Origin of the sequence: Bradyrhizobium sp. U87765 SZCCT0048 (genome assembly GCF_018131225.1) — a bacterium.
In the GTDB taxonomy this organism is placed as follows: Bacteria; Pseudomonadota; Alphaproteobacteria; order Rhizobiales; family Xanthobacteraceae; genus Bradyrhizobium_A.
On record NZ_JAFCMM010000005.1, the window covers coordinates 744,622 to 762,509 of the forward strand.

Genomic DNA, 17,888 nt, shown 5'->3' on the forward strand with positions numbered 1-17,888 from the left:
AGGGAACCGCTCTCCTGTCGGCAACCGGCGTGGCCAAGTCAAGGCGGGCGGAGGGGGGGATGGCGTAAAGTGAGTTTACTAACCTTGCTTTTCCGGGGCTGACGGGCGCCCGATGTTCCCGGCCTGTTCCTGCCTTAACCAGTCGGCCCGCAAAAATCCATCGATCCTATCGACTGTTACGCAGGAAAGGGTAGCATGAAGGCCTGTCTGGACCGGCGGGAACCAATCCCCGTGCCGATCCATTGGTTGCGTGTTGCGTTTGGAGTTTTCAGATGGCGCCGCGTCCGAACTGGAAGGGCTTTTTGCGTCTGTCGCTGGTGACGTGCCCGGTGGCGCTGTACCCGGCGACGTCCGAGTCCGAGAAGATCAGCTTCAACCAGATCAACAAGAACACCGGCCACCGCATCAAGTACATGAAGGTGGACGCCGAGACCGGCGACGAGGTCGAATCCTCGGACATCGTCAAGGGCTACAAGGTCGATACCGACACCTATCTGCAGGTCAGCCAGGACGAGATCGACGCGATCCTGCCCGAGAGCAGCCGCACCATCGAGATCGACGCGTTCGTGCCCAAGAGCGAGATCGACGATCTCTATCTGGTGCGGCCGTATTACCTCGTGCCGGACGGCAAGGTCGGCCACGACGCCTATGCGGTGATCCGCGAGACCATCAAGGCGATGGACAAGGTGGCGCTGGCGCGCGTGGTGCTGACCAACCGCGAGCATGTCATCGCGCTGCAGGCGCGCGGCAAGGGCCTGATGGGCCTGCTGCTGCGCTATCCCTACGAGGTGCGCGACGAAGGCGAGTATTTCGACGGCATCCAGGACGTCAAGGTGACGAAGGAGATGCTGGATCTCGCCGAGCATATCGTGGCCAGCAAGTCCGGCCACTTCGAACCCGACAAGTTCGAGGACGAGTACGAGAGTGCGATGATCGATCTGATCAATCGCAAGAAGGCCGGCCAGCCCATCGCCAGGGGCAAGGCGCGCAGCGAAGGCAACGTCATCGACCTGATGGATGCGCTGCGCAAGAGCCTCGGCCGCGACGTCAAGGCGCCGGCGGCTGCCGAGAAGGCCGCAAGGCCGGCCAAGGGCAAGAAGCCGCGCAAGCGTATCGAAGGCCAGAAGGAGATGCTGTTCCCGATCGCAGGCAAGGGCGGCAAGACCGCCGCCGCCAAGGAAGCGCCGCGCGAGGCCGCAAAGAAGCCGGCGCGTTCCCCCGGGCGCCAGCGCAAGGCGGGTTGACGGAGCAGCGCCATGGGCATCGACCGGCACGAGTGGGAGCATCGCAACTACAAGTCCGGGCGGGTCCTGAAGACCGCGCCGGCGCTGCAGCCCGGGCTCGAGGACGATCCGCTTGTGCATGACGGCTCGCTCGGCGACGCCGCGCCGGCGGGCGACAAGCCTGCGCCAGTGAAGGACAAGGCGGCGCCGGCGAAGGACAAGGCTGCGCCAGTCAAGGGCAAGGCGACGCCGGCGAGCAAGCCCGTCAGCAAGAGCGCGGCGAAGGCGGGCAGGGGCAAGACACCGGCGAAGACATCGGCCCGGGCGAGATGACCATGCGCAAGCTGATCGATTTCGACGACGAGACGTTCAGCCAGCTCAAGCAGCTCGGGCGCGACCGCATGGCGACGCTGCAGGAGCTCGCCGACGAGGCCTTCGCCGATCTTCTCAGGAAACATGGCGTGCCGATCGACCTGCGCGACGCGCTGCGCAAGAGCGCACGCGGGGTGCCGGCCAGCGCGGCGCCGGCGGCGCGATTGCCGGCGCGGACGCGATCCGCGGCTCCGCGACAGGCCGCGCAGCGACGAGGCAAGGCGTCCGGCCGTTAGGGCGGCCCGCAGCCGCGGCGAACGCGCCGACGGTGAAGGCGAATGACGTCCCCGCGAGTGACTGGGCGGGGAGTGACTTGACGACGAGCAACTTGGCGTCGAGCGACAGTGACGACAATGACAAGTCCCGGCACCCCGCCGCATGCCGGTGGGACAAGACCGGGGGAGGCGATGATCGGGCAGGTTGGACAGGACGGTGTCATGCGTTACCAGAAGCCGGAGGATATCGCGCGGCAGATTGCCGAGCGACGATTTCAGCGCAGCACGTGGAACGACGGCATGAAGCGCGACAGCTTCCTGCTGCCGCGCGCCGAGGCCCGCGCCAAGGCCAAGGAATATCTCGCGCGCTATCCCAAGGCGGCCTACATGAGCGAGGTCGAGAACTGGCGCGAGCTGCCGGACGACATGATCGAGTTCACCATGCGCAGGCTGCCGTCGGCGGACTGAACCGGCACCGTGAGGTCTTCATGGCGAGGAGCGCGGCATCGCCGCGCGTCCTGCGCCCTGAGGGTCTCACCGAAAATGCGTCAGGCGACGGCGCGTTCCGTATTTCTCTGTCGTGGCCGGGCTTGTCCCGGCCATCTCGCTTGGGGACGCAGTACCTTCCTGATCGAGGTCGCCGGGACAAGCCCGGCGACGAAAAATTTGGATCGCTGATTGCTTTTTCGGTCAAGCTCTGAGGCCGTGGCGCTGATGCCTGAACCTTCGCGACGCGGCTGCGCTGCGCCTCACACCGGGTGATCAAAACGCGCGTCATGCGATAAGGCAGCCGGATTGCCGGCGCAATCCGGCGGTCATGAGCGAGTGGGGCGAACTTCGACACGACGGCCGGCCGCCGTTTGCGCGCTACGCCCTCACCCTGATCACCACCTTGCCGACATGGGTGGCGGCGCGCAGGTGCGCATAGGCGTTCTCGACGTCATCGAAGGCGAACACCCTGTCGATCACCGGCGTGATGCGATGCTCGGCGATGAACCCCAGCATGTTCTCGAAATGCGCCCGCGAGCCGACGGTGATGCCGAGGATGTCGGCGTTCATGCCCTGCAGCCGCGCGAGGTTGGGCTGTGGCCCGAAGCCGGTCAGCACGCCGATCTGGGCAATGCGTCCGCCGGCGCCGATCACGTTCAGCGCACGCTGATAGGTCTGCGGCCCGCCGAGCTCCAGCACATGGCTGACGCCCGCGCCGCCGGTGAGTTCGAGCACCGCGGCGTCCCACTCCGGGGTCGTGCGGTAGTTGACGAGGTCGGTGGCGCCGAGCGCCCGGGCGCGCGCCAGCTTGTCGTCGGACGACGACAGCACGATCACCCGTGCGCCGAGCGCCACGGCGAACTGCAGGCCGAACAGCGCGACGCCGCCGGTGCCCTGCACCAGCACCGTGTCGCCGGCGCGCAGGCCGCCGCGAACCACCAGCGCGTGCCACGCCGTCACGGCGGCGCAGGGCAGCGTCGCCGCGGCCATGGCGTCAAGCGTGTCCGGCAGGCGCACCCAGGCATGCTCCGGCAGCACGACATGTTCGGCGAGCACGCCGTCGGTCAGGCTGCCGCCGAGCGCCGCGTTCATGTAACGGGCGTGGAACGGGCCGTCGGTCCAGTCGCGGAAGAACGACGCGGCGACGCGGTCGCCGACCGCGAGGCGGTGGACATTGACGCCGACGGCGTCGACCTCTCCGGCGGCGTCCGACAGCGGGATGCGGCCCTCGCCGTTGCCTTTGGCGACGCCGTCGCGCACCAGCAGGTCACGGTAGTTGAGGCTCGCGGCGGCGATGCGCACGCGCACTTCGCCGGCCTTTGGTTCTGGCAAGGGTGCATCGGTCAGGGTGGCGCGCGCGCCGTCGGCGTGGCGGGTCAGGCGGTAGAGTTTCATGGTCGTTGTCTCGCGGTTGGCGGTCGGGGAGAGGGATGCTAGAGTCTGACAGCGCTGTCAGGGTCAAGCGGTCGCATGACCGGGCGGCGGCACGCGGCGGATCGGGACGAATGAAGATCGGCGAATTGTCACGGCGCACCGGCGTGAGTGTCCGGATGCTGCGCTACTACGAGGCGGAAGGGCTGCTGGCGCCCGCCCGCACCGGGGCGGGCTATCGCGACTATGACGCCTCCGCCGAGGTGACGGTGCGGCGCATCCGCCTGCTCGGCGAGGCCGGGCTGAAGCTCGATGCCGTTCGCCAGTTGCTGCCGTGCCTGCTCGGCGATACGCCGCATTTCGTGCCATGCGCGGCGTTGCGCGCCGGCCTTGCGCGAGAGATGAAGGAGCTCGACGCCCGCATCGGCGCGCTCACGCACAGCCGCCGCCTGCTCGCGGGGTTTCTGAAGAACCTGCCGGAGGAGGGCGCGGTGACGGCGGCCGCGCCGGTCGCATCCGGCGCCGCGGGCCGGCGCGCCGCTCGACGAGACGTGAACAAGGCGGTATCGGCGCGGGGATAGCATGAGCCGCCGCAAGCTGCGCCGCGACGCGCGGCCGCGGCGGTCAGGGAGGTGCAGAGATGAGAACCGTTGGGATGATCCGAGGACTGAAATCCGCGCTGCTGCTCGGCGCGCTCGCGATCGCCGCATGGCCGGCAGGCGGACGCGCCGAAACCGTGAGGGCGCATCATCGCGCGGCCGTGAACCAGGCCGCACCACAGGCGACGCCGGATCCGCGCATCGCGCGTCCGGCGCCGGACATGAGCGGCGGCAATGCCGCGGCCGGCGGCAACAACGCCAATTCGATGAACGGCTCGAACAGCGCCGCCGAGAATGCCAACGGCCGGTCGAGCGGCGGTTATGGCGGCTGACTGCCCCTGACAATGCGACTGACCTGACGAGCATCATCTGCCGCATCCGGCGCGTGCTGCAAAGCGCGGCGCATGTGATTGTTCATGTGGTTGCTGACGACGGCATCGAACGGCGGATGCGTTCGACAGCAAGCGATGTCCTGACCGGTTGGCCTATCGTGCGGCGGTCGCGGCACATGCGATGCGCCTGTGCGCGTCTTGCGCGGCATCTGCCGTCGCAGGACCGTCGATTGTGTCGGTCGATGTCTATCCTGTGTGATGCTACCGCCGCGGGCGCGCGCGATCGAGCCGCGACGCGTTGCGTATCGCTGTGGATGGGGTTCGTCGTAACCAGCCATTCAGCAGCTGCTGCTAATCTCCTGCGCAGTCATTCTGGTCGGGGACGCCAGCATGGTGACGATCATGGACAGCGATTGCGGTGTGCAGAGTCTCGCGCCGGAGAAGCCGGCGCGATCGCATGCGGCCGAGCGGCTGAGGCGATCCGCCGACGGCGTCTTCCGCCTCAGCCGCAATGTCGCCGTCGGCTGTCTCGTCCTCGCCGGGCTGCACAGCCTGCTGTCGTCCGAGCAACTGGCCTACCGCATCGTCAGCCTGATCTTTCTCGGCGTGCTGCCGGCGCTCGCAGTTCATCTTGCCGGACATTTTGCGTTTCGCGTGCTCGTGGTGGCGAGCGCCGTGCATGATCCCGTCGCGGCGTGGCTGGGCCGTTGCGCACGGGTGGCTCGCGCCATCGCCATCGCGCTGCGCGACGGCTATGGCCGTCCGGCGGTCGCGAGCGTGCGCCGGCTGGCGACGCCGCTCGCCTTGCGCATCGGATGCGCGGGGCGCCGTGTCGTTGACGCCGGCTCGGCCGCGATCATTGGGATGCTGCCGTCGCGCCGTAACGCGATCCGCGCCGCGACATGTCCGATCCGCCTCTTCGCCCATGGCCTGCTGTGGCTGCAGTCGGCCGCGGCGGCCCACCGGCCTGTGTGAGCGCGGCCGGCGGCGGCATCCGATTCCCGGGCGAATCGTCCTGCGAATACAACCCCAGGACGGCTTCGGGGTGATTGCGGCAGGACTGAGTCGGTTGGCCGAATCTCAACCCGTGCAGACTTCAGTTTGTCTTAACGTATGGTAAATGGGTCACAGTTCTCCCTAATATTCTGAAATATTTCCGATTTTTTCCTAGGACCATTGTCCTTCCCTGACACGAAGCTGAATCGGCGTCGTTGATTTGCGCAGGGCCCATTGCTAGCCGTCCAAGGTGGGAGTGGGACCATTTTATGTTGATTTTGCGGGTAGTTGTCGGGGCGGCGGTGCTGGCGGGCGGAATCGTCCTCGCTGGCGCGGCCGACGTGTTCTCGATCCACGACGCCATCAAGGAGGCGGTTCGGACCAATCCGGGCGTCAGTGAAGCCAGCGCCAACCGGCGGGCGACCGAGGCGGAATTGCGGCAGGCGCAGGGGGTGCTGCTGCCCCAGGTGCGGCTCGATGCCAGCGCCGGTCCCGAGAAGCTCAAGCGCTACGTCCTCCCGCAGCCGACCGACAACGGCGTCTACCAGCGCGGTCGAGAGGCCTCGATCGTCATCCGCCAGACGCTGTTCGACGGCTTCGCCTCCATCAACGAGATCTGGCGCCAGGCCGCGCGTGTCGATGCCGCGGCGCTGCGCGTGCTCGAGCGCACCGAGCTGATCGCGCTCGACGCCACCGAAGCCTACATCGACATGGTGCGCTATCAGCGCCTGGTCGCGCTGGCCGAGGAAAACCTCAAGGTGCACTTCGGCGTTCGCGAGAACGTCCGCGCGCGCTTCCGCGGCGGCCGTGCCGGCGAGGGCGACAACCAGCAGGCCGAGGAGCGCGTCGCGTCGGCGCAGGCCGTGCTCGAGGAATTCCGCCTCAGCCTCGAGACCGCGCGCGCCAAGTACCGCAAGGTCGTCGGCATCGAGCCCTACAACCTGCGCTTCCCGGGCCGCCTGTCCGGCCTGCCGCGCTCGAAGGACGAGTCGCTGGCGATCGCGGTGCGCTACAATCCGACCATCCGTGCCGCGCAGGCCGATGTCGATGCCGCCAAGCACGCGTTCAACGCCACCGCCGGCGCGTTCGTGCCGCAGGTGTCGCTCGAGGGCCGCGCCACCCGCGGCGCCGACTCGGTGCTGTACAGCGGCCAGTACGACGAGGTCAGCGGCAAGGTCGTGATGAGCTGGGATATCTTCCGCGGCGGCCAGGACAGCTGGAAGCGCAAGGAAGCTGCCGAGCGCATGATCGAGGAAACCCAGAAGCACGCGCGGCTGCAGCGCGATGCGGTGGAAGCGCTCGACAAGGCCTGGGCCGCACGCACCATCACCACCGATCGCGTCGCCGCGCTGGCGCGCGAGGTCGAGGCCGCGAGGCGCACCTACGCCGCCTACAACAAGGAATACGAGCTGGGCCAGCGCACGCTGATCGATACGCTCAACGCGCAGAACCAGTTCTTCAACGCCGAGGTGTCGCTGGTGTCCGCGCGCGGCACGGCGGTGTTCGCCGACTATCAGCTGCTCGCGGCGATGGGACACCTGCTGTCCTTCCTCAAGACCGCGCCGCCGCCGGAGGTCGACGTGCTGGAAACCAAGCCGTTCGGCTTCGTGCCGATCAAGTTTCCGCCGATCATCCTGTCGGCGCCCGCGCCGGGACCGGAGCCGCTCAACGCGACGGGCGCGCGGCCGGACTGGCTCGACAGCTTCCTGCCCAGCAACCAGCAGGCGGTGCTGAGCGCCTGGGATCCGTGGCCCAAGACCGGCCCGCGCGCGACGGCGACGGCCGAAGACTACATGACCAACAGCCTGCACCGCTGAGTGCAGGCGCTGCCGCCGCGGTGGTACGCGGCGGGCGTGCGCGACAGCGGCTGCGGCCCGGCGTCAGGATTTACCGTGTCGGCGGATTGACCGCCGTTAATGCCGAATTGCCGGAGCCAAGCGTGGCCAGCGTTGCTACAGCTTGCATTGTCGGCACCGTGGCCGATGGCCGCGGCAATGCCGCTGCGTTTCGCGATCACCGGGCGTGCATCCTGATCGCGAGGCGATGTTGCGTTGAGGATTGCGCGCGACAGACATGAGACACGAAGTGAGCGCTTCGCCAAAGCCGCTGGACATCAGCGACGCGTCCGCAGCCGCGGACGACCGTGCCGTCGTGGTCGATCCATTCGCCGACAGCCTGCTGTTCATGGCAGCCCATCACGGCCGCGCATTGAGCCGCGACGCGCTGCTCGCGGGCCTGCCGGTCGAGAACAACCGTCTCGGTCCGTCGCTGTACGAGCGCGCCGCACGGCGCGCCGGCCTCGAGGCCGAACTCGTCGAGCGTCCGATCGCCGATATCCCGAGCCTCGTGCTGCCCGCGGTGCTGGTGCTGAGCGATGGCTCGACGCGCATCCTGGTCCGCGCCGATCGCGACAGCGGCCGCATGACCGTGATCGATCCATCGCGTCACGAGGCCGGCCACGTCGAGGCGCTCGCCGACATCGCGGCGCGCTACAGCGGTTTTGCCTATTTCCTGCGGCCGATCCAGGTCGCCGATCCGCGCGCCGCCGCGGCGGGCGATCTGCCGCAGAGCCACTGGTTCTGGTCGACGGTCAGCCGTTTCAAGTCGAACTACATCCATGTCGCGGTCGCGGCCTTCATCGTCAACATCCTGGCGCTCGCCGCGCCGCTGTTCACGATGAGCGTCTACGACCGCGTCATCCCAAACGGTGCGATCCCCTCGCTGGTGGCGCTCGGCGTCGGGCTCGGCCTCGCCATCGTGTTCGATTTTCTGCTGCGCGTCGTGCGCAGCCGCATCATCGACGTCACCGGCAAGAAGATCGACGTCGTGCTGGCTGCCAGCATCTTCGAGCACATCATGTCGGTGAAGCTCGCCAAGCGGCCGCAGTCGGTCGGCATTCTCGCCAACCAGATCCGCGACTTCGACTCGGTGCGCGAGTTCTTCACTTCGGGCACGGTGGTGACGATCACCGACCTGCTGTTCGCCATCCTGTTCATCGTCGTGCTGTTCATCGTCGCCGGGCCGCTGGCGTGGATTCCGCTGCTGATGCTGCCGGTGATGATCGGCATCGGCCTGCTGCTGCAGCGGCCGCTCGACCGCGCCATCCGCCGTCTGCAGGCAGAGTCGGCCGCGCGCCACGGCATTCTCGTCGAATCGCTGACCGCCATGGAGACGGTGCGCGCCACCGCCGGCGAGGCGCGCATGCAGACGGGGTGGGAGCGCTCGGTCGCCGCCACCGCGCGTTCCAGCGAGGACGTGCAGTTCTGGTCGTCGATGGCGCTGACCAGCGCCTCGGTGGCGCAGCAGATCTGCTCGCTGCTGCTGGTGGTGGTCGGCGTGTTCCTGATCCTCGACGGCAAGCTGTCGGTCGGTGCGCTGGTCGCCGCCAACATGCTGTCGGGCCGCGTGCTCGGCCCGATCGCCGGCCTTGCCGCGGTGATCACCCGCGGCACCCAGACCTTCTCGTCGCTGCGCGCGATCGACCGCCTGATGAGCCTGGAGCGCGAGCGTCCGGCCGACAAGGTGTTCGTCGCCCGCGAGATCAAGCAGGGCGCCGTCGATTTTCGCGGCGTGTCGTTCGCCTATCCGAACAGCCAGGCCAAGGCGCTCGACAATGTCAGCTTCCGCGTGCGTCCCGGCGAGCGCATCGGCATCATCGGTCGCGTCGGCTCCGGCAAGACCACCATCGGCAAGCTCGCCGCCGGCTTCTATTCGCCGGTCGAGGGCAGCATCCTGGTCGATGGCATCGACATCCACCAGTACGATCCGGCGGACCTTCGCGCCGGCGTCGGCTTCGTGATGCAGGACACCGACCTGTTCTACGGCAAGCTGCGCGACAACATCACCTTCGGCAAGCCGTCGGCGACCGACGCCGAGGTGTTGGAGGCCGCGCGGCTGTCCGGCGTCGAGACCTTCATCGCCGGCCATCCCCAGGGCTACGACATGCTGATCGCCGAGGGGGGCCGCAGCCTGTCCGGCGGCCAGAAGCAGGCGATCGGCCTTGCGCGCATCCTGATCCGCAAGCCGCGCATCCTGTTCCTCGACGAGCCGACGGCGCATTTCGACGTCCGCAGCGAGGGCGAATTCCTCGACCGCCTCAAGGCGATCGCCGGCAACGGCATGACCATCATCGTGTCCACCCACCGTCCGTCGCTGCTGGCGCTGGTCGACCGCATCCTGGTGTTCGACCAGGGCCGTCTCGTGGTTGACGGGCCGCGCGACGAAGTGATGACGCGGCTGCGGCCGCAGCCGGTGCCGGCCGCCGCGCCGTCGCAGGCAAGCGCTGCCGGCGCCGCCCAACCCGCGGGAGCCGTGCATGCGAAGCTCTGATTTCGCCTTCGCCAACGACATCCGCGCCGCGGTCGAACTGCGCACGCCGCGCACCGCGCGCCTGCTGCTGTTCAGCACGCTCGGGCTGCTGTTCGTGTTCGTGGTGTGGGCGCATTTCGCCGTGCTCGACGAGGTCAAGCGCGGCAACGGCAAGGTCGTGCCGTCGCAGCAGACCCAGGTGGTGCAGACGCTGGAAGGCGGCATCATCGGTGCCATCCTGGTGCAGGAGGGCGCGCTGGTCGACAAGGACCAGCCGCTGTTCCGCATCGACGACACCAATTTCGCCGCCCAGCTCGGTGAGGTGCGCGAGCGCCGCGCCGCCATGGCCGCGCGCGTCGCGCGGCTCGAGGCCGAGGCGCTGGGGCGCGAACAGCTCGACTTTCCGGCCGATCTCGCCGCCGCGTCGCCGCGCAGCGTGCAGGCCGAGCGCGCCGTGTTCGAGGCCCACATGCGCAAGCTGGCGCAGGACGTCGACGTCGTCGCCCAGCAGAAGGCGCAGAAGGAAAAGGAGATCGACGAGCTCAAGGCCTCGGAGGTGCGTTTCGACGACACGCTGAAGCTGATGAGCCGCGAGCTCGAGCTGACGCGCAACCTCTACCGGCAGAAGGTCGTGCCGGAGATCGAGATGCTGCGCTCCGACCGCCAGGCCACCGACATGCGCGGCCAGCTCGCGGTGGTGCGCGCGTCGATCATCAAGACCCAGGCCGCGATCGAGGAGGCGGCCGCGCGGATGTCGACCGTGCGGGCGACGTTCCGCGCCCAGGCCGAGGACGACCTCGCCAAGTCGCGCGGCGATCTCGCGGTGCTCGACGAGAACATCAAGGGGGCGCAGGACCGCGTGCGCCGCACCGAGCTGCGCGCGCCGCTGCGCGGCATCGTCAACAAGCTCAACATCACGACGCTCGGCGCGGTGCTGCAGCCCGGCGCCAGCATCGCCGAGCTGGTGCCGCTCGACGACACGCTGCTGGTCGAAAGCCGCATCCGCCCGCAGGACATCGCCTTCATGCGCCCGGGGCAGGCGGCGGTGGTCAAGATCACCGCCTACGATTCCTCGGTGTATGGCTCGCTGCATGGCAAGGTCGAGCGCATCAGCGCCGACACCATCACCGACGAGAAGGGCGACAAGAACGAGCGCGGCGAGACCTTCTACCGCGTCATGGTGCGCACCGAGAGGAACCATCTCGGCACCAGCGAGCACCCGCTGCCGATCATTCCCGGCATGGTGACGACGGTGGAAATCCTGACCGGCGAGAAGTCGGTGCTGGACTACATCATGAAGCCGGCCCGCATGCTGCGCGACGAGGCGCTGCGCGAGCGCTGAGGATGGCGGCGGCCGCAGGCGGCCGCGCCATGCTTAACGGATTCCCAAAGGGGATCCATCAAATGCGAGCGAATCTGCTCGCGCTCCGTTGAACCTGTTCCGCATCATTCCCCCGCTGGTTGACGCGTTTTAACCGCGCGGCAGCGCGCCGCACGCATGGTGGACGCCATGGATCCGCAGCGGGATCGGCGCCTGATCGCCGACCGACGCCGCGGACGACGGGGCGTCGATCATGTTGCGTATCGGTCAGTCGCGTGCGGCCGTGTGGGCTGCCGCAGTCGCGGTTGCGATTTCATTTACCATTCCTGCCGCCGGGGCGAGTGCGGCCAAGCCGCGTCCGCGCAAGGCGGTCGTCGAGAAGGTTGTGGCGGAGCCGGCGCAGGCCGGGCCCGACATCGAGATTCCGGCGACGCCGGGGCCGGCGCGCTTCTTCACCATCAGCGCGGTGCTGGCCAAACGCGATCACAGCGGCAAGCCCGCTGCCAATGGGGTGCAGGTCGCCTCCGCCGGCACGGCGTCGGCGTTGGACGCCGCGGCGAAAGTGGTGCCGCAGGTCAGCGACCAGCCGTTCGGCCTGTTCGTGTTCCGCGCGCCCGACGGCATTCTCTGGACCAAGTGGCGGACCGTCGAGGCCCGCATGGCCGGCGACAGCCTGCGCCTGCAGGTGTGCCGTTCCGCGCCCGAACTGTGCGGCGCCGCCGATCGCGCGCTGCTCGGCATGATGCGCGAGGCACTCCAAGCCGACGGCGCCGTGCGCGCGGCGATCGTCAATCGTTCGGTCAACGCCGCCGTGCGTTATGTCAGCGATTACGAGCAGCATGGCGTCGCCGATCTCTGGAGTTCGCCGCTCGCGACGCTGGCCACGGGGCAGGGCGATTGCGAGGACTACGCCATCGCCAAGTACATGCTGCTGCGCGAGCTCGGCGTCGCCGAGGCCGATCTCAAGCTGCTGCTGGTGCGCGACAATGCGGTGCGCCAGGACCACGCGGTGCTCGGCGTGCGTGTCGACGGCCGCTGGCTGGTGCTCGACAATCGCCGCGCCATGCCGCTCGAAAGCGATGAGGTGGCGCACTTCACGCCGTTGTTCGCCATCGACCATGATGGCGTCGGCCTGTTCGCCGCGCCTTATGCCGAGCATATCAGCCACGAGAGCGCATCGGACCTGCAGCCGGCGGCGGATGCCGCGGCGGCGGGCGGCGGCTTGTCGCGGCTGCCGCTGCTGCTGTGACGTCATCGCATCCAGGCGATCGTTGACGCCGCCGGATTCTCCGCCCAGATTGACCATGAGTGGATGGAGCGCGGGGGAGCGATCGGCATGCGTGGATCTGGACAATGGATGACTGCCGCCGCGGCGGCGATGGCGATCGTGGCGGCGGCGCCAGCCGCCGAAGCCGGTGGCCTTGTCGGCGCTGCGGGGCGCTTCGTCGTCGCCTGCGAGAACGGCGCGAACTACCGGCTCGACGCTGCAGCGACGACGGTGTTCGGCGAGGTCGTGACCGGCCGCCTGCATCTGTCGCCGCATCGTGCGATTCACGTGCGCCTGATTCCGATGGGCGACGGCTATCGCTATGCCGCGCCGGGCATCTGGCTCGAAGGTTTTCGCGATCAGGCCCAGCTCGTGCGTCAGAAGGGCGCGGCGCTAAATTGTTCGGTCGGTCCGGCCTGACTCTCAATCGGCGCAAACCGCGCGTATCGGCAAATACTGGAAAATATTCCCAGAGGTGATCGGTCCCGCCGGTCACCTTTTTTGTGTCTGTAGACACGATTCGAAACAATAGATTCTGCCTTTATTTTGCCGCCTTCCAGAATAAAGGCGAATAATACTGATGAAATATTGAGTATTCCCATGAGTCACGAAGCTCAGGCCGGCCGTTTAACAAATATAATTTGAATCAATGTTTGTATCGACTTTACTCTCATCTGGCGCAAACTTAACCAAACACCAGTAAAGCGGCTGAAAACGTTGGACATTTCATAGGTTAAGAATATTTTAACCTCACCGGATCGGCCCGCGTACGGATGGGGCATGGCCGGAAGTGGGGTTGAAGATGAACAAGCCGCTCGTTCTCGCTCAGTTGTCCAATTCGCAGGCCGTTCCGGCGTCGCCGGCAGCGCGCACGCTGAAGCTGGAAAAGCCTGCCAACGGCGCGGCGATCACCGTTCATCTCGACGGCAACACCAAGCTCGATTTCCTCGACATCTCCAACGAGAAGATCACCTTCGTGCGGGTCGGCGATCGCCTGGTCGTGCTGTTCGACAACCAGTCGACGGTGACGATCGATCCGGTGTTCAACGCCGGCGGCGAGCCGCTGCCGAACGTCAGCTTCGAGATGGGGCCGGACCGTGTGCTCAACGGCACCGAGTTCGCCTCGCTCTTCCCGGTCACCACCGATCAGTCGGTGCTGCCCGCCGCCGGCTCGACCGGCGGCACCGGTTCGGGCGCCCACTTCGTCGATCCCACGGTCGATGCGCTCGGCGGCGCCGCCACGCCGCTCGGCCTGCTCGGCAACGAGTCCACCGGCGGCACGACGTTCTCGCAGGTCAATCCCGGCTTCCCGGTGCCGATCCTCGGCACCGCCGACGTCGCGCTGCTCGATGACGAAGGCCTGCCGGGCGGCATCGCGGGCGGCCCCGGCGACATCGCGGGGCAGGCGACGGTGGTCACCGGCTCGCTGCACATCGACTTCGGCGGCGACACCGCCGGCCGCCAGATCCTGTTCGTCGCGGACCAGCCCGGTCTCGCCGGCCTGACCTCGGGCGGCGAGGCCGTCCACATCCTCGTCACCACCATCGACGGCGTGCAGACCATCATCGGCTATGTCGGCAGCGACGCCAATGTCGCGGCCAACCAGGTGTTCACCATCACGCTGAGCACCGACAGCCTCGAGGGCTCCTACACCGTCACGCTGCAGCGGCCGCTCGACCATCCGGTGCACGGCACCGAGGACACCCTCGACCTCACTGTCGCCTTCACCGCCGTGAGCGGCCATGGCAACACCGCCAGCGGCACCTTCCATGTCGACGTCAACGACGACACCCCGACCATCGACCAGACCGCGGTCGGCCACTCGACGCTGACCGATCCGGCGACGCTGACGCCGGCGACCGCGACCGGCTCGCTCGGCATCTCGTGGGGCGCCGACCGCTTTAATGCCCATGTCGATGGCGGCGTGTCCGCCACCAACGGCCACAACGGCGACCGCTCGGTGGTGTTTTCCGATGCCATCGTGACCGTCACCGGCCATGCCGGCGATGCGACCTCGGCCGTCGCGACGCTGACCTCCAACGGCAACGCCGTGCACTACGTGCTGCTCGACAACGGCACCACGCTCGTCGGCTACACCGGCGACGTCGCGCCGACCGCGGCGCCGACCGGCGGCGAGGCGCCGTCGAACATCGTGTTCGTGGTCTCCCTGTCGGACGCCAGCGACACCGGCAACTACACCGTCACCCAGTATCAGCCGCTCGATCATATCGCCGGCGGCACCACCTTCCAGTCGATCGATCTCGGCTTCCACTTCACCGCGACCGACAGCGACGGCGATCCCGTCAACGGCTCGCTGTTGGTGACCATCAACGACACCGTGCCGGTGACCACCGGACCGGTTGCCGATCACACCCTGGCGGAGAGCGCCGGCGGCGAGAGCGGCGCCTTCGTCAGCGCCACCACCGGCAACGTGGCGCTCAACATCGACTGGGGCGCGGACCGTGCCGATCCCAACACCGGCGCCATCGACCGCACCGTCACCTTCGCGGCGACGACGATCGCCGACCTCACGGCGCTGCATCTGCATTCCAACGGCGTCGAGCTGACCTACGTCATCCTCACCACGCCCGCCGGCGCGACGCTGACCGGCCTTGCCGGCCTGACACCCGTGTTCACGGTGGTGCTGTCCGACGCCAACAGCGGCAGCTACAACTTCACGCTGCTCGGCCCGCTTGATCATCCGGCGGGCCAGGGCCGCAACGACGAGCCGCTGACCTTCCATGTCGTGGCCAAGGATTCCGACGGCGATACCGTCGGCACCAGCTTCACCGTGCATGTCACCGACGACGTGCCGACCGTTGCGGGCAAGGTCTCCGATTCCAGCGTCGGCGAGGACGGCCTGTCCGGCGGCAACGGCACCCCCGGCGCCGATACCTCGGCGAGCAATGTCGCGCTCAACGTCACCTGGGGCGCCGACAGCGACATCCGCCACGCCGGCGACACCTATGGCCGCACCCTGTCGTTCCTCAGCGGCGGCGAGAGCCAGACGCCGATCGCCGGCGGCGCGGGCACGGTTGCGAGCCTTGCCTTGTCGGTCACTGGCGCCAACGGCAACGTGCTGTCGTCGGGCGGCGTGGCGCTGACCTATGTGGTGACGGCGCTCGACAATGGCGGCGAACTCCTGACCGCCTACAAGGGCTCGCCCGAAGGCGGCATCAAGGTGTTCACGCTGGCGCTCGACCCGACCAGCGCCCATGGCAGCTACAGTTTCCAGCTGCTCGGCACGCTCGACGATGCCGCCAATTCCAACACCATCAACCTGACCTTCACCGTCCAGGCGAAGGATGCCGACGGCGATCCCGTCAACACCCGCTTCACCGTCAACGTCCAGGACGACGTGCCGGTGGTGTCCGGCAAGGTGACCGATTCCACCCTCGGCGAGGACGGCCTCGCCGGCGGCAACGGCCCCATTGGCGCCGACACCTCCGTGCCCAATGTCGCGCTCAACATCAACTGGGGCGCCGACAGCGATATCCGCCACAGCGGCGACACCTACGGCCGCACCCTGTCGTTCCTGAGCGGCGGCGAGAGCCCAACGGCGATCGCCGGCGGCGCCGGCCCCGTGGAGAGCCTCGGCCTGACCGTGACCGGCGCCAATGGCAACGCGCTGTCGTCGGGCGGCGTGGCGCTGACATATGTCGTGACCGCGCTCGACAATGGCGGCGAACTGCTCACCGCCTACAAGGGCTCGCCGAGCGACGGCATCAAGGTGTTCACGCTGTCGCTGGATCCGACCAGCGCGCACGGCAGCTACAGCTTCACGCTCCTCGGCACGCTCGACGATGCCAAGGATTCGAACGCCATCAATCTTGCGTTCAAGGTGCAGGCGGCGGACGCCGATGGCGACACCGTCAACACCGGCTTCACGATCACGGTCCAGGACGATGTGCCGGTAACCTCCGGCAAGGTGAGCGATTCCAATCTCGGCGAGGACGGCCTTGCCGGTGGCAACGGCACCGTCGGCGCCGATACGTCCGCGACCAATGTCGCCCTCAATATCAACTGGGGCGCCGACAGCGATATCCGCCACACCGGCGATACCTACGGCCGCACCCTGTCGTTCCTGAGCGGCGGCGAAAGCCCAACGGCGATCGCCGGCGGCGCCGGCCCCGTGGAAAGCCTCGGCCTGACCGTCACCGGCGCCAACGGTTCGGCGCTGTCCTCGGGCGGCGTGGCGCTGACCTATGTCGTCACTGCGCTCGACAATGGCGGCGAGCTGCTCACCGCCTACAAGGGCTCGCCGAGCGATGGCAACGCCGTCTTCACGCTGACGCTCGATCCGACCAGCGCCCATGGCAGCTACAGCTTCCAGCTGCTCGGCACGCTCGACGACGCCGCCAATTCGAACACCATCAACCTGACCTTCAGGGTGCAGGCGGCGGACGCCGATGGCGACACCGTCAACACAAGCTTCACCGTCAACGTCCAGGACGACGTGCCGGTGGTGTCGGGCAAGGTGGTGGATTCGACTGTCGGCGAGGATGGCCTCAGCGGCGGCAATGGCACGCTCGGCGCCGATACCTCGGTGGCCAACGCTGCGCTCAACATCAACTGGGGCGCCGACAGCGATATCCGCCACACCGGCGACACCTACGGCCGCACCCTGTCGTTCCTGAGCGGTGGCGACAATCCCAGCGCGATCGCCGGCGGCACGGACGCCGTGTCCAGTCTCGGCCTGACCGTCACCGGCGCCAACGGTTCGGCGCTGTCGTCGGGCGGCGTGGCGCTGACCTATGTCGTGACCGCGCTCGACAATGGCGGCGAACTGCTCACCGCCTACAAGGGCTCGCCGACCGACGGCATCAAGGTGTTCACGCTGTTGCTCGATCCGACCAGCGCCCATGGCAGCTACAACTTCACGCTGCTCGGCCCACTCGACGATGCCGCCAATTCGAATTCGATCAGCCTGACGTTCAAGGTGCAGGCGGCCGACGCCGATGGCGACACCGTCAACACCGGCTTCACGGTCAATGTCCAGGACGATGTGCCGACCGCAGCGGGCAAGGTCGCGGATTCGACGGTGGGCGAAGACGGCCTCAGCGGCGCCAACAAGACCGGCGGCAGCTTTGATGCGGTCGACAACGCCTCCGTCTCGAATGTCGCGCTGAACATCAACTGGGGCGCCGACAGCGACATCCACACCGGCGCAGGTGATACCTTCGGCCGTACCCTGTCGTTCCTGAGCGGCGGCGACACCCCGACGGCGATCGCCGGGGGAACCGGCACCGTCGCCAGCCTCGGCCTCAGCGTCACCGGCGCCGCCGGCACCGCGCTGTCGTCGGGCGGCGTGGCGCTGACCTATGTCGTGACCGCGCTCGACAATGGCGGCGAACTGCTCACCGCCTACAAGGGCTCGCCGACCGACGGCATCAAG

The 17,888-nt window shown here is 67.8% G+C and carries 14 protein-coding genes; 13 read left to right on the top strand and 1 reads right to left on the bottom strand.

The window, feature by feature from the left end:
- Nucleotides 1–272 precede the first annotated feature (272 nt).
- The 4 genes from ku (at nt 273) to JQ639_RS30170 (ending at nt 2,278) form a co-directional block, all read left to right on the top strand.
- On the top strand, nt 273–1,244 hold the full coding sequence (gene ku / locus JQ639_RS30155; protein WP_211963299.1) for a non-homologous end joining protein Ku: 972 nt from the start codon (nt 273–275) through the stop codon (nt 1,242–1,244).
- A gap of 12 nt (nt 1,245–1,256) precedes the next feature.
- Nucleotides 1,257–1,556 carry a histone gene (locus JQ639_RS30160; RefSeq protein ID WP_211963301.1) on the top strand — a complete coding sequence of 100 codons (300 nt, stop codon included), beginning with the start codon at nt 1,257–1,259 and terminating at the stop codon, nt 1,554–1,556.
- Between the two features lie 2 nt (nt 1,557–1,558).
- Complete coding sequence (locus JQ639_RS30165) at nt 1,559–1,831, top strand: hypothetical protein (protein ID WP_211963303.1); 273 nt, start codon at nt 1,559–1,561, stop codon at nt 1,829–1,831.
- A 201-nt stretch (nt 1,832–2,032) separates the two neighbouring features.
- Nucleotides 2,033–2,278 carry a hypothetical protein gene (locus JQ639_RS30170; RefSeq protein ID WP_211963305.1) on the top strand — a complete coding sequence of 82 codons (246 nt, stop codon included), beginning with the start codon at nt 2,033–2,035 and terminating at the stop codon, nt 2,276–2,278.
- Nucleotides 2,279–2,677: 399 nt separating this feature from the next.
- Here JQ639_RS30170 and JQ639_RS30175 read toward each other — a convergent pair whose 3' ends face one another.
- Nucleotides 2,678–3,694: a zinc-dependent alcohol dehydrogenase family protein gene (locus JQ639_RS30175; protein WP_211963307.1), complete on the bottom strand. Its 1,017-nt coding sequence runs from the start codon at nt 3,692–3,694 to the stop codon at nt 2,678–2,680.
- A 110-nt stretch (nt 3,695–3,804) separates the two neighbouring features.
- On the opposite strand from JQ639_RS30175, the gene JQ639_RS30180 reads away from it, so the two are divergent.
- The 9 genes from JQ639_RS30180 to JQ639_RS30220 form a co-directional block, all read left to right on the top strand.
- Nucleotides 3,805–4,251, top strand: coding sequence for a MerR family transcriptional regulator (locus JQ639_RS30180; RefSeq protein WP_211963309.1), 447 nt, complete (start codon nt 3,805–3,807; stop codon nt 4,249–4,251).
- 74 nt (nt 4,252–4,325) lie between these two features.
- On the top strand, nt 4,326–4,601 hold the full coding sequence (locus JQ639_RS30185; RefSeq protein ID WP_211963310.1) for a hypothetical protein: 276 nt from the start codon (nt 4,326–4,328) through the stop codon (nt 4,599–4,601).
- Between the two features lie 390 nt (nt 4,602–4,991).
- Nucleotides 4,992–5,576: a hypothetical protein gene (locus tag JQ639_RS30190; protein WP_211963311.1), complete on the top strand. Its 585-nt coding sequence runs from the start codon at nt 4,992–4,994 to the stop codon at nt 5,574–5,576.
- 290 nt (nt 5,577–5,866) lie between these two features.
- Nucleotides 5,867–7,414, top strand: coding sequence for a TolC family outer membrane protein (locus JQ639_RS30195; RefSeq protein ID WP_211963314.1), 1,548 nt, complete (start codon nt 5,867–5,869; stop codon nt 7,412–7,414).
- Between the two features lie 367 nt (nt 7,415–7,781).
- Entirely contained in the window at nt 7,782–9,926 is a 2,145-nt protein-coding gene (locus JQ639_RS30200) for a type I secretion system permease/ATPase (protein ID WP_249122930.1), read from the top strand.
- A complete protein-coding gene (locus JQ639_RS30205) occupies nt 9,913–11,247 on the top strand; it encodes an HlyD family type I secretion periplasmic adaptor subunit (protein WP_211963318.1) in 1,335 nt (444 codons plus the stop codon). Before JQ639_RS30200 ends, JQ639_RS30205 begins: the two co-directional genes overlap by 14 nt.
- 232 nt (nt 11,248–11,479) lie before the next feature.
- Nucleotides 11,480–12,475 carry a transglutaminase-like cysteine peptidase gene (locus JQ639_RS30210; RefSeq protein ID WP_211963320.1) on the top strand — a complete coding sequence of 332 codons (996 nt, stop codon included), beginning with the start codon at nt 11,480–11,482 and terminating at the stop codon, nt 12,473–12,475.
- 108 nt (nt 12,476–12,583) lie between these two features.
- A complete protein-coding gene (locus tag JQ639_RS30215; protein WP_211963322.1) occupies nt 12,584–12,913 on the top strand; it encodes a hypothetical protein in 330 nt (109 codons plus the stop codon).
- A gap of 382 nt (nt 12,914–13,295) precedes the next feature.
- Nucleotides 13,296–17,888 (top strand): beta strand repeat-containing protein (locus JQ639_RS30220; RefSeq protein ID WP_502748184.1); only part of this gene is annotated, 4,593 nt, incomplete at its 3' end.